General features: G+C 73.5%; 16 protein-coding genes. 11 read left to right on the forward strand and 5 right to left on the reverse strand.

The window, feature by feature from the left end; translation table 11 throughout:
* The 5 genes from ABEB16_RS02785 to ABEB16_RS02805 form a co-directional block, all read left to right on the forward strand.
* On the forward strand, nt 1-677 hold a 677-nt coding region (locus tag ABEB16_RS02785; protein ID WP_345710753.1), incomplete at its 5' end, for a hypothetical protein.
* Nucleotides 674-1,300 carry an RNA polymerase sigma factor gene (locus ABEB16_RS02790; protein WP_345710754.1) on the forward strand — a complete coding sequence of 209 codons (627 nt, stop codon included), beginning with the start codon at nt 674-676 and terminating at the stop codon, nt 1,298-1,300. The genes ABEB16_RS02785 and ABEB16_RS02790, both read left to right, overlap by 4 nt.
* A gap of 35 nt (nt 1,301-1,335) precedes the next feature.
* On the forward strand, nt 1,336-2,022 hold the full coding sequence (locus tag ABEB16_RS02795; RefSeq protein WP_345710755.1) for a nucleotidyltransferase family protein: 687 nt from the start codon (nt 1,336-1,338) through the stop codon (nt 2,020-2,022).
* Between the two features lie 379 nt (nt 2,023-2,401).
* Complete coding sequence (locus tag ABEB16_RS02800) at nt 2,402-2,740, forward strand: STAS domain-containing protein (protein ID WP_345710756.1); 339 nt, start codon at nt 2,402-2,404, stop codon at nt 2,738-2,740.
* A 97-nt stretch (nt 2,741-2,837) separates the two neighbouring features.
* A complete protein-coding gene (locus tag ABEB16_RS02805) occupies nt 2,838-4,298 on the forward strand; it encodes an aminotransferase class I/II-fold pyridoxal phosphate-dependent enzyme (protein WP_345710757.1) in 1,461 nt (486 codons plus the stop codon).
* A 53-nt stretch (nt 4,299-4,351) separates the two neighbouring features.
* On the opposite strand, the gene ABEB16_RS02810 is transcribed toward ABEB16_RS02805, so the two are convergent.
* The gene (locus ABEB16_RS02810) at nt 4,352-4,843 is read right to left on the reverse strand and encodes a hypothetical protein (protein ID WP_345710758.1); all 492 of its coding nucleotides are present in this window, start codon (nt 4,841-4,843) and stop codon (nt 4,352-4,354) included.
* A gap of 74 nt (nt 4,844-4,917) precedes the next feature.
* On the opposite strand from ABEB16_RS02810, the gene ABEB16_RS02815 reads away from it, so the two are divergent.
* A complete protein-coding gene (locus ABEB16_RS02815) occupies nt 4,918-5,220 on the forward strand; it encodes a hypothetical protein (RefSeq protein WP_345710759.1) in 303 nt (100 codons plus the stop codon).
* 111 nt (nt 5,221-5,331) lie between these two features.
* Here the strand turns inward: ABEB16_RS02815 and ABEB16_RS02820 are convergent, their stop codons facing one another.
* Entirely contained in the window at nt 5,332-5,733 is a 402-nt protein-coding gene (locus tag ABEB16_RS02820; protein WP_345710760.1) for a hypothetical protein, read from the reverse strand.
* A gap of 290 nt (nt 5,734-6,023) precedes the next feature.
* On the opposite strand from ABEB16_RS02820, the gene ABEB16_RS02825 reads away from it, so the two are divergent.
* On the forward strand, nt 6,024-6,905 hold the full coding sequence (locus ABEB16_RS02825) for an alpha/beta fold hydrolase (RefSeq protein ID WP_345710761.1): 882 nt from the start codon (nt 6,024-6,026) through the stop codon (nt 6,903-6,905).
* 45 nt (nt 6,906-6,950) lie between these two features.
* On the opposite strand, the gene ABEB16_RS02830 is transcribed toward ABEB16_RS02825, so the two are convergent.
* Nucleotides 6,951-7,724 carry a glycoside hydrolase family 16 protein gene (locus tag ABEB16_RS02830; RefSeq protein ID WP_345710762.1) on the reverse strand — a complete coding sequence of 258 codons (774 nt, stop codon included), beginning with the start codon at nt 7,722-7,724 and terminating at the stop codon, nt 6,951-6,953.
* Nucleotides 7,725-8,097: 373 nt separating this feature from the next.
* Between ABEB16_RS02830 and ABEB16_RS02835 the strand changes: the two genes are divergently transcribed.
* From ABEB16_RS02835 to ABEB16_RS02845, 3 genes are all read left to right on the forward strand, one after another.
* Nucleotides 8,098-10,767 (forward strand): beta-glucosidase, encoded by a 2,670-nt coding sequence (locus tag ABEB16_RS02835; RefSeq protein WP_345710763.1) that lies wholly within the window; start codon nt 8,098-8,100, stop codon nt 10,765-10,767.
* A 238-nt stretch (nt 10,768-11,005) separates the two neighbouring features.
* The gene (locus tag ABEB16_RS02840; RefSeq protein ID WP_345710764.1) at nt 11,006-11,548 is read left to right on the forward strand and encodes a SigE family RNA polymerase sigma factor; all 543 of its coding nucleotides are present in this window, start codon (nt 11,006-11,008) and stop codon (nt 11,546-11,548) included.
* Nucleotides 11,545-12,279, forward strand: coding sequence for a hypothetical protein (locus ABEB16_RS02845; RefSeq protein WP_345710765.1), 735 nt, complete (start codon nt 11,545-11,547; stop codon nt 12,277-12,279). Before ABEB16_RS02840 ends, ABEB16_RS02845 begins: the two co-directional genes overlap by 4 nt.
* A gap of 68 nt (nt 12,280-12,347) precedes the next feature.
* Here the strand turns inward: ABEB16_RS02845 and ABEB16_RS02850 are convergent, their stop codons facing one another.
* The gene (locus tag ABEB16_RS02850; RefSeq protein WP_345710766.1) at nt 12,348-12,731 is read right to left on the reverse strand and encodes a hypothetical protein; all 384 of its coding nucleotides are present in this window, start codon (nt 12,729-12,731) and stop codon (nt 12,348-12,350) included.
* A gap of 110 nt (nt 12,732-12,841) precedes the next feature.
* Between ABEB16_RS02850 and ABEB16_RS02855 the strand changes: the two genes are divergently transcribed.
* A complete protein-coding gene (locus ABEB16_RS02855; protein WP_345710767.1) occupies nt 12,842-13,255 on the forward strand; it encodes a hypothetical protein in 414 nt (137 codons plus the stop codon).
* 565 nt (nt 13,256-13,820) lie between these two features.
* Here ABEB16_RS02855 and ABEB16_RS02860 read toward each other — a convergent pair.
* The gene (locus ABEB16_RS02860; protein ID WP_345710768.1) at nt 13,821-14,846 is read right to left on the reverse strand and encodes a LacI family DNA-binding transcriptional regulator; all 1,026 of its coding nucleotides are present in this window, start codon (nt 14,844-14,846) and stop codon (nt 13,821-13,823) included.
* Nucleotides 14,847-14,999: the final 153 nt, after the last annotated feature.

The following is a 14,999-nucleotide window of genomic DNA, read 5'->3' on the forward strand; positions in this document are numbered from 1 at the left end:
CGCGGGCCCGCCGGCGCCGGCGGGTGGCGCGCACGTCCGCTCTCACGACCGCCGTGCTGCTGGCCGGCGCGGGCACCGCCTCGGCGGGCGAGTACCTCGCCACCCGCACCGGGCAGCACGCCACGGGTTGGCACGTGCAGGCAGCAGGTGCCGGGGAGGGGCTGGACGTGCGCGGCAGCGACCACGTCGAGGTCGTGCGCGAGCTCATCGCCGACATCCCCTACGCCCCCGGCTACGAGCACCTGCGCGAGGCCGAGCCGGTCACCGGGTCCCTGCGCGACACCACCCCACCGGGCGAGGGCGGCACCGTCATCAGCGAGAGCGCCGCGCGGGCGCAGGCGGCGCAGAACGCCGTCTGCACCTGGGCCGACGCCTGGATCGCCGCCGACACCCGCGGCGACCGCGCCGCCCGCGACACCGCCACGGCCGCGCTGGCGGGGTCGTTGGCGTGGCCGGCGGTGCGGGACGTCGACCCGGACCCCAGCGCGACCGGCCACGCCGGTGACCAGGGCGTCGGCACCCCGACCCGCTTCGGCTGGGTGCCCGCCCTCATCGCGGCCACCGGGGGCGGGCAGCACCAGGCGGTGCTGGACGCCGTGACCGGCTCCGGGCGCTGCCGGCCCGCCTACACCCCGGCGATGAACGCCGACCCCGGTTACGCGGGGCCGGGCCGGTGAACGTCCAGCACCCCGGGGCGGACCTCGTGCGGGACCCCGGCCACGTCGCCGCACCCCCGAGCGGGGAGGAGGTCGCCTTCGAGCAGCTGTACCGCCGGACCTGCGGCGCCGCCGGCGGCTCGGGGGCGGCCGACGCCGCCGACCTCCTCGCGCAGGTCTACCTGGTGGCCTGGCGCCGCCGCGACGTCCTGCCCCCCGCGGACCAGCAGCGGCCCTGGCTGTACGGCATCGCCCGCCTCGTCCTGGCCGAGCACCACCGCCGCACGCCCGCCCACCTGCCCCTCGACGAGGTGGCGCAGCACGGAGGCGGACCGGGCGCGGTCGGCGGTGGCGACGACGTGCCCGGCGGCTCGGCGCGGGCCGTCGCGCTGCACCGGGCCCTGGCGGAGCTCGGCGAGGTGGACCGGGAACTGCTCCTGCTGACGGTCTGGGACGGGCTGACCGGCAGCGAGGCGGCCCGCGCCCTCGGGATCAGCTCGGGTGCGGCGCGCGTACGGCTGCACCGGGCCCGGCGCCGGCTGGGTGGGCACCCGGGGCTCCGGGCGCTGCTCGACGAGCCGGAACCGGCGGACCCGCGGCCCGTGGTGGCGCGGGACTCAGCGCACCGCACCGGGTATCGTTAAAGCGATAACCCTATCGCTTTGTCGACAGGAGAGATGTGGATGCCGCCAACCCGCTGCGCACCATCGCCCCCACCGTCGACGCCGACGTCCTGCTCGTGCTCGCCCGCACCCACCGACCGCTCAGCGGCGCAGCGGTGGCCCGCCTGGCGTCCCGCTCCTACGCACGCACCCGCTCCTGCCTGCACCGCTTGAGCGCCCACGGCCTGCTGCTCGCCGAGGACACCGGCTCCGCGGTCATGTACCGCCTCAACCGCCGGCACGTCCTGGCAGGCGCCGTCCTGCAGGCGGCCTCCGCCACCGACAGCGTCGAGCAGTGGCTCGTCGAGCGCCTGGCCCGGTGCTCGCCCTCCCCTCGCGCCGCCGTCCTCTTCGGATCCTGGGCCCGTGGTGAGGCAGGACCCGACAGCGACATCGACCTGCTGCTCGTGCGCGCCACGGACGTCGACCCCGAGAGCGCCGACCTCGACGAGGCCTGGGCGCAGCAGGTGCACGTGCTCGGCGAAGACCTCGAAGCGCTGACGGGCAACACGGTGCAGTTCGTGCACCTCGACGAGCACCAGCTCGTCCAAGCCGTCGCGCAGGAGCAGCCGCTGATCGCCAACCTGCGCACCGACGGGCGCGTGCTCCTCGGCCCCAGCCTGCGTGAGCTCCTGCATCCCCCGACGCCGCAGGCAGGGCTCGGGACCGTGGCGCAGGCGGCGGGCGAGGGGGCGGACACGTGAGCGGACACAGCACACGCACCAGCTCCTGCACCCTTGCCGATGCCCGCACCCGACGCCGGGCACTACGGCCTCAGCAACGTCACGGCCGCCAACTGCACGGCTGCACTGCGGCGCGCGCAGACCCTCGTCGATGCCGCCGTCGATCGGGTGCGCTGAGCCTCACCCGACACGTCGGCACCCCGCAAGCACGCCGGCGGACCCGCGGCCCGTGGCAGCGCGGGCGCGGCCGTGAGGACGGTGTGCGGCCGCAGCGGCTCGCCGGCCGCCGGTTGCCTGCCGCCGGTCCTGGACGTACCGTCGCGGCAGGTCGGGAAGCGGGCCGCCGGTACACCGTTCCGCGAGGTCGCACATGGGCCCGGTCCCGAACCTCCCTCCCGTCGTGGTGGCCGCCACCGCCGTCAGCGGTGAGCTGGACGCCGCCACCGTCGCCGCCGTCCGGCCCGACCTGCTGCGGCAGGTCCGGCTGCGCGGCTCGCGCCGGCTGGACGTGTCCGGCGTGACGTTCCTGAGCTGCGCCGGCCTGGGCCTGCTGGTCGAGCTGTCGGCGACGGCGGAAGCCGCCGGGCGGACGCTGCTCATCGAGGGCCTGCGCCCGCCGCACGCGCAGCTGGTGCGGTTCTTCGGCCTGCACGAGGTCCTCACGATCGCTGACCCGCCGGTCACCGGTACCGGGCGCGTCCCGACCGACGACCGGGAGGAGGTCGACGCGCTGCCCTGACGGTCCGCTCGCCGGGCCGCGCGCACATGGTCCCCGGCGTTCGGGGTAGGGCCCGGTCGAGCGACCAGGCCGCCCCCGAGGATCGGAGCAGCACCCCGTGGACCACTCCCGCACCCCCGTCCTGGAGGCGATCGAGGCCTTCCACCGCCGCGGTGACGCCGTCTTCGGCCCACCCGGTCACCGGCAGGGTCGCGGCGTGGACCCCCGGGTGCTCGCCGTCCTCGGGGAGGGGATGTTCGCCGCCGACGTCCTCACCCTCAACGGCCTCGACGACCGCCGCGAGTCCCAGGGCGTCGTCGGCCAGGCCGAGGACCTCATGGCCGACGCCGTCGGCGCGGACAGGGCGTTCTTCTCCACCTGCGGCAGCTCGCTGTCGGTGAAGAGCGCGATGATCTCCGTGGCGGGTCCCGGGGAGAAACTGCTGGTCTCCCGCAACGCGCACAAGTCCGTCGTCGCGGGCGTCATCATCTCCGGCATCGACCCCGTCTGGGTGCACCCCCACTTCGACGCCCGGCTGCACCTGGCCCACCCGCCGGAGCCGGCGGACGTGCGCGCCGCGCTGGAGGCGAACCCCGACGCCAAGGGCATGCTGCTGATCTCCCCGACGGACTGGGGCACCTGCGCCGACATCGGCGGGGTGGCCGACGTGTGCCACGAGTTCGGCGTGCCGCTCATCGTGGACGAGGCGTGGGGGGCGCACCTGCCCTTCCACCCGGACCTGCCCGAGTGGGGGGTGAACGTCGGCGCCGACCTCGTCGTCACCAGCGTGCACAAGATGGGCGCGGCGATCGAGCAGAGCTCGGTCTTCCACCTCAAGGGCGACCGGATCGACCCGGACGTGCTCTCCGCGCGGGAGGACCTGCTGGGCACCACCAGCTCCTCGCCGCTGGTGTACGCCAGCCTCGACGGCTGGCGCCGGCACATGGTCGAGCAGGGCGGGGACCTGCTCGACGACGCCCTGCGCCGCGCCGGGCGCCTGCGCACCGCGATCGACGGCATCGACGGGCTGCGGCTGATGGGGCGGGAGGTGCTGGGCACCGGTGGCGCGTTCGAGCTGGACCCCCTCGCCCTGACCGTCGACGTGCGCGACCTGGGCATCAGCGGGTTCCAGGCGGGGGACTGGCTGCGCGCCGCCTGCCACGTCGACGTCGGTTCCGCCGACGCCTGCCGCATCGGCGCGCGCCTGACCCACGCCGACGACGACGAGGCGGTGGAGCGGCTGCTGGTTTCCCTGCACCGGCTGGCGGCCGAGAGCGGTGACCTGGAGCGGCGGCCACCCACGGACCTTCCGCAGCCGGGGGCGCTGGAGCTGGAGAACGCGATGCTGCCGCGCGACGCGTACTTCGGCCGGGTGGAGCAGGTCCCGATCGCGGAGGCGGTGGGCCGCATCGCCGCGGAGGTCGTCAGCCCCTACCCGCCCGGTGTGCCCGTCCTCGCGCCCGGGGAGGTCATCAGCGCCGGCGCCGTGGACTACCTGCGCTCCGGCGTCGAGGCCGGGATGCTCGTCCCCGACGCCGCCGACGGTTCGGTGGAGAGCCTGCGCGTCGTCGCCCGCTGACCGCTCCGGCGCCGGGCGGTGCGCTGCGGGCACCCCGGGCCCGCCGGCCGGCCTCAACCCCCGATCAGGACCTCCGCGGCGGCGGTCCGGGCGCGCAGGACGGCGGGCCCGGCCACGCCCTGCGGGAAGCGCACCCGCCAGCCGATGGCGTAACCCTCGCCGCCGGCGGCGTCGGCCGTTCCCAGCGTCCACGTGGCGCCGTCCTGCTCGAGCACCAGATCGACCCCGCGCATCGGCACCACCGGTGGCGGTCCCTCGCAGCCCAGCCCGCCGCCGGTGTCGTCGCACCCCTCGGCGAACCCCACCCCCGACACCTCGATCTCACCCGCGGCGGCCAGCACCGAGGACGGGGTCGGCGCCCCGCCCGGGAACGCCGCGCCGGGGAGGAGGACCGGCTCGACCTGCAGGTGCTGGGGTCCGGCGCAGCTGGCCGTCGCCGGCGTCGCGGGCAGGACGCCTGGCGCGACACAGCAGAGCACCGATGCCGCGGCGGCGGCCAGCAGCCGGCGACGTCGCGCGGGCGCCGCAGCCTCACCACCGGTCACAGCCGGAACCCCAGACCGGCGCCGCTGCCCTGAGATGATCTGCGGTGGAGGACGATCCGTCGGAGGGACAGCGCATGCGCACGAGGATCCCGGCCGCAGGTCTGCTGCTGGTGCTGGCCGCGGCCGGCTGCGGCGCCCCCTCCTACGACGCGGCCTCCCCCGCTGTGCTGCCCGCCCCGGAAACCCCCGCCGCGCGAGAACCCGTACCGGCCGCCAGCGACCAGCCCAGCCCGCCGTCCGCCGTGCTCGCCGTCGACGTGGTCGCCGGGGACCGGGTGCGCCTGCTCGACGGCGGGCAGCCGGCGGCCGGGGTGATCAGCTACCACGGCACCACGGAGGAGTTCGCGCCCGCCTGGCGCTACGCGCTGCCGGGCTGAGGTGGCGACGCCCCGCACCGTCGGGCGGTGCTGACCGCGCACTCGGCGCGGCACGGTCGGACGTTCGAACTGCCGAGCAACCCCCACCCCAGTGCGGCCGCCTCCCTCACCTCAACGGGGCAGCCGTGCTCGGATCGCGGAGCTGACGTCCACGTCGTGTGGCAGCGCCGCCAGCTCGCCCGCCTCGATGTACACCCCTTGCTCTTGGACGATGTCCGCCAGATGGGCCCAGTGCAGCGCCGTCTCCTCCTCGTGAGTGCGGCCTTCAGGCGGCTCGTCGGGCCCGACCACGGTGCGCGCGGTCTCTGCCAGGCTCTCCATCGACTGGTACGCCCAGATGCTGCCGGGACCGCTGGAGGACCAGCCGCGGTCGTCGAGCAGAGTCAGCCGCCGTCCATCGGCGAGCTCGAGCTCGTGCAGCGCCGAGATGGACGTGCGGCGATCGTCGTTGAACTCGCCTCCTGCCGCCTCGTCGATGTCGAGGGAGGTGATCAGTCGCTCGGCGTCGCGCACACCTGCAGCTTTGCTCACGTCCGACGCTCGCAGACCGGATCAGCTCTTCGACGGACGAGGGCGTCCGGCACTCCGCGCCGCGACCGGAAATGCCGCTGCACGCGGTGGAGGGGTCGCGCTAGCGTCGGCGCATGAGCACCACGCACCTGCGCCTGCGCCGGCGCTGAGCGACGCGCCCCGCCGCTGCGCGCAGCGGCCCGCACCGCGCACCCGTCCGGGCCCGCGGTGCGCGCGACGTCGCCGGACCCCACGTCGAGCGGGACGTTCCCTTCGAGCGACAGGACTGCACCGTGCCCACCACCACCTCCACCCACAGCGCCGCCGCCTCCTCCGTCCGCACCTTCCTCCTCGTCCACGGCTCCGGCTCCAGCTCGCACTCCTGGGCACCCCTGGAGCGCGAACTGGCCCTGCGCGGTCAGCGCACCTACGCCGTCGACCTGCCCGGTCACGGCTTCGACGCCTGCCTGCCCGCCGGTTACGACGCGCCGCAGGACCCGCACGCCCTGGCGACGGCCCCGTCCACCCTGGCGGGCGTGACCCTCGACGACAACGTCGACGTCGTCCTGACCGCTGCGGAGCGGTTGGCCGCGCACGGACCCGTCGTCCTCGTCTGCGCGAGCCTGGGCGGGGTGACGGCCACCGTGGCCGCCAACCGCCGCCCCGAACTGTTCGCCGGGCTCGTCTACGTCTCCGCCTGGGTGTGCGTCTCACGGTCCAACCCGCTGGAGCTGATGGCAGAACCCGAGTTCGCCACCAGCTCGCTGCCACAGCTGGGCGGGTTGGCCGTCGGTGACCCGGCGGTCATCGGCGCGGCGCGGGCGAACTACCGGACGGCCGACCCGGACCTGCTGGCGGACCTGCAGGCCGCCACGGCCCACGACATCTCCCGGGACGCGTTCACGGCCTTCCGCAACATCATGGAACCGGACGAGTCCCTGGCCGTCATGGCCGCCGACGCCCGCATCGACCCGGACACCTGGGGGCAGCTGCCGCGCACCTACGTCCGGCTGGGGGCCGACCGGTCGATCCCGCCGGCCCTGCAGGACCGGATGATCCGGGAGGCCGACGAAGCCACCCCCGGCAACGCCTTCCGCGTCCACACCCTGGACTCCTCGCACATCGGGTTCCTCTTCCAGCCCGCGACCGTCGCGGACCTCCTCCTCGACGCCTGAATCGCGGACGCCGCGGCGAGCACCACGATCCGCGGGACAGGCACGTCAGCCGCGCTGCTCGAAGCGGATGCTCTCGAAGACGGCGTACGGGTCGACGGCGGAGCCGTCGGCGGCGCGGGGCCAGGTGCTCTCGTCGACGTCACCGGAGGCGTAGGAGCCGACGGTCATGACGATCGTGAGGAAGAAGGGCTGCTCGAAGGGCCAGCCGGCAGCGGCGCGCGGGTCCGCCGACGACGCCTCGTGGTAGACCTGCCCGTCGATGGCCCAGGAGATGTGACCGGGTTCCCACAGCAGGACGTGCTCGGCCCAGCGGCCGACCAGGGAGGGCCCGCTCCAGGTGCCGCTGATCGGCTGGCCGCCGGCGTACCCGGGGCCGTGCACCGAGCCGAAGGGGGCGTCGGGGCGGGCGAGCGCGATCTCGGTGGCGTCGATCTCCCCGCACGCCGGCCACCCGGCGGAGTCCACGTCCTGCCCGTACAGGCAGACCCCGACGCCGATCCCCGCGCCGGGGCCGAGGTACTGGCGGGTGGTCAGGCGCCCGTGCGGGCCGAGCGTCAGCTTGCCCTTCGTGCTGACCGACCCCGCGAGGTAGGGGTAGCCGTTCTTCTCCTGCCGGCGCGCGTGCAGGACGAGGTTGCCGCCCTCCACGGCGACCATGGCGGGGTCGTCGTACTGCAGCTCGCGCAGGTCGCGGTTGCCGCCCTGGTCCGCGGGTGTCCACACCGCCGGGTCGAGGGTTCCGCTGCTGAAGTCGTCCTGCCACACCGTCCGCCAGGTGGCGGCCGAACTTGTCGAGGTCGGGGTCGCGGGGTCCGCCACGGAGGTCCTCCTGCTGGTCGGCGTGCCCGGGTCGGTACCCGGGGAACAGGCGGTCAGACCCAGCCCGCCGGCCGTCAGACCTCCCAGCAGCGCACGCCGGGACAGGGGTCGGGGAGGTGCGGGTGTCGTGCCGTTCACCCTGCCATGGTGCAGGAGCGCGGCGGGTTTCTCGTCCCGCGGGGTCGCCGGCGGTGACGGTGGTTCCCGCGCCTCACCCGTGCGGGTGCACCTCTTCGGCTGGCCCGTGGTCACGCTGAGCACGCGAGCAGGGGGTACTCACAGACTTTGACCAGTCTGGTCAAAGTTCTGTGTTCTCCTGAACGTCGTTCCCCTTCGACGAACGCCGCCGACGCGGCCACCGAGGAGTTCCCCCTTGACCGAGAAGCGTGCCGGCGTGCGTCGCCGGGCAGCAGCACTGCTGCTGGTCGCCGCCTCCACCGCAACCCTGTTCACCAGCGGCGCGCCCGCGGCCGTCGCCGTCGAGCAGCCCTGGATGAACACCAGCCTCAGCGCGGACCAGCGAGCCGACCTGGTCCTGCAGCGCCTGACGCTGACGCAGAAGACGAACCTGCTCATCCAGAGCGGCGGGCCGGGCATCCCGGAGTACGGCATCCCCGCCATCCGCGGGATCGACGGCTGCTGCGGTTCGTTCTCCAGCACGACCGCCACCACCGCGCTGCCCGTCGGGCTGGCGCTGGCGTCCTCCTTCGACACGGACCTGGCGCAGGCCTACGGCAAGGTCTCCGGTTCCGAGGCGCGCGCCAACGGGTACAACGCCCTGGCGGGCCCGACGATGGACCTGGCCCGCACGCCCTACAGCGGGCGCCTGTGGGAGTCGCAGGGCGAGGACCCGATGCTGCTCGGGGACATCGCCGCCGCGCAGACCCGCGGGGAGCAGTCCGCCGGCGTCACCGCCATCGCCAAGCACTACCTGCTCAACAACCACGAGTCGCGCCGCGCGCACGTCGACGTCCAGGTCGACGAGCGGACCCTGCAGGAGGTCTACCTGCGCTCCTGGGAGACCGAGGTGAAGGAGGGGCAGCCGGGTGCGGTGATGTGCTCCTTCAACGAGGTCGCCGGCGAGCACGCCTGCTCCAACAGCCACCTGCTGACCGACCTGCTGAAGGACCAGCTCGGCTTCTCCGGCTACGTCTCCTCCGACTACGACGCCGCGCACGGTTACGCCGACTACGCCGCCGGGCTCGACGTCGCCGGCCCCGGCTGGCAGATCTCCGGCCCGAACCTGCAGGCCGCCGTCGAGCGCGGCGAGGTCCCGGCCGCCCGCGTCGACGACGCCGCCCGCCGCGTGCTGCGCTCGATGTTCGCCCAGGGCATCGTCGACAACCCGCCCGCGGGCAGCTTCACCAACCCGCAGCCGGCCCCCCAGGCGATCCCCGCGGCGACCCTGCAGGCCAACGGCGCGGTCGCCGAGCAGGTCGCCGACGCCTCCGCGGTGCTGCTGAAGAACACCGGCACCCTGCCGCTGACGTCGCGCACGACGTCGATCGCCGTCATCGGCGCCGACGCCGACGCCTACATCGACGGCGGCGGCAGCGGCGCCATCGTCAACCCCGCGAACCTCACCACCGTGCTGGACGGCATCACCGCCCGCGCCGGCAAGAACGTCAAGGTCGAGCAGGCCGCCGGCACCGACCCCGTCTCGCTGGCCGACACCCTGCCCGGTCCCGCCCCCGTGCCCTCCTCCGCGCTGAGCGACGTGCAGGCGCAGTACTGGGCGGGCGCCGACGGCAGCTCCGGCACCTACATCGACCCCAGCGCCTTCGCCGGCGCCCCGCAGCTGGCCCGCACCGAGAAGCAGATCAACCTGCGCACGGGCCTGTCCGCCGACGCCATCAACACCTCCCAGGTCGCCCCGCTGGGCTTCCCCCTGGCCCTGCAGCCGATCTCGGCGCGCTGGACCGCGAAGCTGACCGCCCCGGCGACCGGCACCTACGGGTTGTCCCTGTCGCACCTGGGCACCGCCCGCCTCTACGTCGACGGGGTGGAGGTCGTCGCCGACGCCGGCACCACGTACGGCACCCACACCGCGCAGGTCCCCCTGGTCGCCGGGCGCACCTACGACATCCGCGTGGAGTACACCACCGACGCCCCCAACCAGTTCGACGGCGTCTTCAACGACCAGGCCGGCGCCATGCTGCGCCTGGGCTGGACCCTGCCCAGCGGGACCGTGCCGACGAACATCCAGCAGGCCGTCGAGGTGGCGCGCCGCTCCGAGGTCGCGGTCGTCGTGGCGCGCGACTACACCGGTGAGGCGTCCGACCGCGGCTCGCTGTCCCTGCCGCAGGACCAGGACCGCCTCATCGAGGCCGTCGCCGCGGTCAACCCCCGCACCGTCGTGGTGCTGGCCACCAGCGGCCCCGTGACCATGCCGTGGCTCGGCAAGGTCTCCGGCGTCGTGGAGACCTGGTACGCCGGGCAGGCCCAGGGCAAGTCGATCGCCCGCGTCCTGTACGGCGACGTCAACCCCTCCGGCAAGCTGCCGGTCACCTTCCCCGCCAGCGACGCGCAGCCGGCGCAGATCGGCACGAAGAACCCCTTCGAGACGGTCACCCAGCTGAACCCCACCGTCTCCTACGACGAGGGCGTCAACGTCGGCTACCGCGGCTACCAGGCCAAGGGCGTCACGCCGCTCTTCCCCTTCGGCCACGGCCTGTCCTACACCACCTTCGGGTACGAGAAGGCGCAGACGAAGGATTTCAAGACCAAGGACCCGTCCAAGCCCGCGCAGGTCAAGCTGCAGCTGACCAACACCGGCAAGGTCAGCGGCACCGAGGTCGTGCAGGTCTACGTGGGCAAGCTGCCCACCACCGTCGAGACGCCCACCCGCGCCCTGGCCGGTTACGCGCGCGTCACGCTCGAGCCGGGCAAGAAGAAGAACGTGACCGTCGACCTGGACACCCGCTCCCTGCAGTACTGGGACGCGGCCACCGACTCCTGGGTCACCCCCAAGGGGAAGGTGCCCGTGTACGTCGGCACGTCCTCCGGCGACATCCGCCTCACCGCCGTCCTGGACGTCATGTGAGCTGACCACCACACCCGTGGTGGAGGGGCGGTGCCCGCGACCGTGCGTCGCGGGCACCGCCCCGCTCGTCTCCCGCCGCGGGGTGTCGGCGCCGACGAGCCGTCCGGACCCTCCCCGGACGGCGGGTGCGAGGATCCACCGATGACGACCGGGTGGCCCACGTCACACGACCGGTCGGTTCCGGTGACGTCCTCAGCTGCCCCCGGCAGCGTCGTCCAGGTGTGAGACGAGGGATCCGTTGAGCGCGGACGACGACTTCGGTGCGTGGGCGGCGGTCGCCACGCCCCGGCTGCTGCGCACGGCCCGGCTGCTGGCCGCCGACGCCCACGAGGGGGAGGACCTCCTCCAGGACGTCCTGGAGCGCGTCTTCCTGAGGTGGGCGCGCGTCGAGGACCCCTCCGCCTACGCCCACCGCTCCCTGGTCCACGCCGCCACCTCCCGCTGGCGGTCGCGTTCCCGCCGCCGGGAGGTGGCCTGGGGCGCCGCCCCGGAGCCGGCCGACCCCGGCCGCAGCGGTTCCGCCGGCGCCGTCGAGGACCGCGACGAGGCACTGGCCGTCCTGCGCCGGCTCCCCGCGCGCCAGCGCGCGGTGCTCGTCCTGCGCTACCTGGAGGACCTTCCCGAGCAGGAGGTCGCCGATCTGCTCGGCATCGGCCTGAGCACGGTGAAGAGCCACAGCGCCCGCGCCCTGACCACGTTGCGCACCAGCACACCCACGGCGGCCACGCCCGACGCCACGACCGGCAGCGCCCGGACCTCCTGCAAGGACGGTGCCCGATGAGCCCCCTCACGCCCGACCACCCGGACGTGGCGGCCCGGCGGCTGCTGCTGCGCGCCGGCGCGCCCCTCCCCGAGGACGCGTCCACCGCCGCGGCGCTCGTCGACCGCGCCCACCACCGCGGGCGGATCCGGCGCCGGCGACGCCGCCTGGCCTGGGGCGCGGCAGGGACCTCGACGGTGGTGGCCGCGGCCGTGCTGGCCCTGGCGCTGCCCGGATCCGGCGGCGACAGCCGCCGACTGGCGCCCGCCGATCCCCCCGCCACGGAACCCGCCGCCACGTCGGAGGAGTTCACCGCCGGCGGGTTGACGCTGCCGCTCCCCACGCTGCAACCGGACGACGCCCCGGACCGTCCCGGTCTCGAGGGCCACGACTGGCGCGGGCAGATCCGGGAGTCGATGCGGCGCTACCCCGACGCCTTCGTCGTGCCCGAGCAACTGCCCCCCGACATCGGCACCATGCAGACCAACCTCTACGACGGCCACCCCGTCGTCACCGTCGACTCCGAGGGCCCGGGCGTCGTCATCTGCGTCGGCGACCTCGCCACCTGCCAGGAGGCGGTGAGCGACGACTGGCCGGTGGTGCGCAGCGGCGAGGTGGGTGCCCGCGCCTTCCACGTCCTCGTCAGCCCACCCGGCAAGCCCACCGACACCGGCCTGACGGCACGGCAGCAGGAGTACTGGAGCACCGTGGCCTTCACTTCCACCCCGAACTGGTTGGGCCCCAACGGCTGAGCGCCTCCGGACGTCACCGCTCGGGGTGCGGGAGCGGCCCGAGGGAAGGTGGGCCAGGGCGGAGTCCTTCAGGTCGGCGACGACCTGCTCGATGATCGCGTGGCGCGGTGATCGGCCTCCGCTTCCAGCATCGGCAGCGGTGAGTCGGTGAACACCGCGTGGTAGCAGAACGCGGTGAACAGCCGGGAGACGAACGCGGCGAACGGGACCTCGTTGACTTTCGCTGGGAGAACCTCCCGCTCGCGGGGGACGGAGATCCATCGTTCTTCGTCCTCGTCCCAGATCACGTCGGGGTAGCGGATCAGAGTCCAGGCGTTCTCGCCGATGCTTGCGATGTCCCGGGTGACGACAGGGGTGGCGCGTGCAGTGAGGGAGAACCTCGCCCCGGCCCGGTGGGTGGCAGCGATGATGTCACGGCTGTCGTAGGCGGAGTCCGCCCCCCCGATGGCCAATCCTCGCGCCGTCGGCGCCGGATGCCTCGGCGATGGCGAGGGCATCGGCCAGGAGCTCGCCCGCTCCACGCATCGAGGCGGCCGATCCCTCGCGTAGCCGGGTCGCGGCGATGACCGACGCGGCCATCGGCGTGGAGACGGTGGCCGGGAGGGAGTTCAGCCCTTTGATCCCGGAGCAGCCACAGCCGGCACGCCTGCCTGGCGTAGCCACAAGTCGGGCGGATCGAGCCGTCGAGGTCGACGCAGGCGACCTCACCCACTCCCGGCAGCAGCGGGACCGAGGCAGCCAGGCGCGGCAGGAAGCGGCCGGCGACGGCGTCGAACTGACGCACGTGACGGAAGGAGAACGACCGCAGGAACGTCCCGCACGTCGACGGCGCCCGGACATCGGTGAACATCCGGTCCGTGCCGCCGTGGCACGACAGGCCCATCCCGTCGATGCAGTCGGCGCCGGCGACCATCCCCGCGACCAGCCCAGCCACCTGTCCTCATCCAAGACCGTGGAGACCGCCGAAGCGGCATGACGGGCTCGCACCCGACGGATGCCCTTCTTCGACAGCGCGATGAAACCCTCAGCACGTCTCATCGTCGCGGCTCAGAAGTGCACCGTCCCTCGACCACCACCCAGCGATCAAGCCCCAGCGGTAAATCCAGGCTCAGGCGATGATCACCCGCACTGAGGTCGTCGGCGGTCCGCTCACGGAGGTGGCTGTCCACGGAGCCTGCCGTCGGCGCCACGCCTACGGTGGCGAGGGCCGCTCGTTGCGAGAGCCTCGCTCGTGCTGGCGAGGCCTGGCGCGAGGCCGCCGACGACGAACGCGTTCGCGTCCGCCCGGCCCGACGGTGGTGGCTCCTGATGCTCGTTGCGGAAAGGCGAGATCGTCTCCACTCTCTCGCGCGACAGGACGCCCACGCGGCGGGGTGGTCAGCTCTGGTCAGCTCGCGGCGTGCCAGGCCCGCCCGCTACTTCGCGCCCGACAGGAGTGATCTGCGCTCGCACGAGTTGGGGTAGGCGGTCGCCAAGGAGGGTGTCAGCCTCCCGTGGCGTCGTCGATGAGCAGGGTCGAGTCGACCGTGCGCCGATCCGCGTCAGGCCGCTGGAATTTCCCCCGATCCGCGGACGAGCAGTTGGGTCGGCACGACGATCTTGCGGGGTGGTGAGACGTCGCCGTTGATCCGCGCGAAGAGCCGCTCGGCGGCCACCTGCCCGATACGGCGGAGATCGTGGGAGATGACGGTCACAGCCGGCTCGAGGAGGTCACCGAGCGGGATGTCGTCGAAGCTGACCAGCGCCACCTGGCGGGACAGGCCCATGTCTCGCAGGGCGCGGACCACGCCGATGGTGATCAAGTTCTGCGCGGAATGGATAGCGGTCGGCGGGTTCGGCGAGTGCATCAGCCGGCGCGTGGCGTCGTAGGCGTGCAGCTCGTCGGGGAGGTCGAGGACGAGCAGATCCTCATCGACGTGCAACTCCAGCTCGCGCACCGTCTCCAAATAGCCGCGCCGTCGCTCGCGGGCGGTCTGGATGCTCTCCAGATCGCCCAGGTGGGCGATGCGGCGATGACCGTGCCTGGCAAGGTGCGCGATAGCGATCTTCGTGGCACCGGCGTTGTCGACGACGACACGGTCGGTGTGGATGTCCACCGGCTCACGGTCCACGAAGACGATGGGAGTGCCACGATCCACAGCGCGCTGCAGGTACTTCTGGCTGGCGGCAACGGCGGTGAGGATCAAGCCATCGACCCGTCGGCGCAAGAAGGCGGCGGTGTGGGCGAGCTCGGCCTCCGGATCCTCGTTGAGGCTGGCAGCGAAGGTCGCAACGTTGTGGGCCATGGCGACGGCTTCCACGCCGCCGTGGATCTGAGCCGCCAGCGGGTTGGCGACGTTGGAGATGGTCAACCCGATCGTGCGAGTACGACCGCCGGCCCTGCGCAGACTGCCGGCGGACTCGTCGGGGACGTACCCGAGCTCGTCGAGGGCCTTCTGCACCTTGGCCGCTGTTGCCGGAGCCACGTTCGGCTCGCCGTTGACGACGCGAGCCACGGTCTTGAAGCCCACGCCGGCGTGGGCTGCGACCTGTCGGATGGTCGGGCGGTTCTGACGCTCCGCAGCCATAGGTGACCTCCTAGCGCATCGGTCATGACACAGGTGTCATGGTAGCAGGTCAAGCGGTGGGATGTGATTGACGAAGTGCCAGGTGAAGTGACATGGTCACTCCTGACACCGGTGTCAAACATAGACAGCTGAAGGAGGACGTCGATGGCGATG

It is taken from the genome of Kineococcus glutinatus (assembly GCF_039542765.1).
Taxonomy (GTDB): Bacteria; Actinomycetota; Actinomycetes; order Actinomycetales; family Kineococcaceae; genus Kineococcus_A; species Kineococcus_A glutinatus.

Bases quoted from the DNA above. Each gene is read 5' to 3' on its own strand.
- ABEB16_RS02855 (WP_345710767.1), top strand. From the start codon at position 12,842: ATGACCGACGCGGCCATCGGCGTGGAGACGGTGGCCGGGAGGGAGTTC.
- ABEB16_RS02845 (WP_345710765.1), top strand. From the start codon at position 11,545: ATGAGCCCCCTCACGCCCGACCACCCGGACGTGGCGGCCCGGCGGCTG.
- ABEB16_RS02860 (WP_345710768.1), bottom strand. From the start codon at position 14,846: ATGGCTGCGGAGCGTCAGAACCGCCCGACCATCCGACAGGTCGCAGCC.
- ABEB16_RS02815 (WP_345710759.1), top strand. From the start codon at position 4,918: ATGCGCACGAGGATCCCGGCCGCAGGTCTGCTGCTGGTGCTGGCCGCG.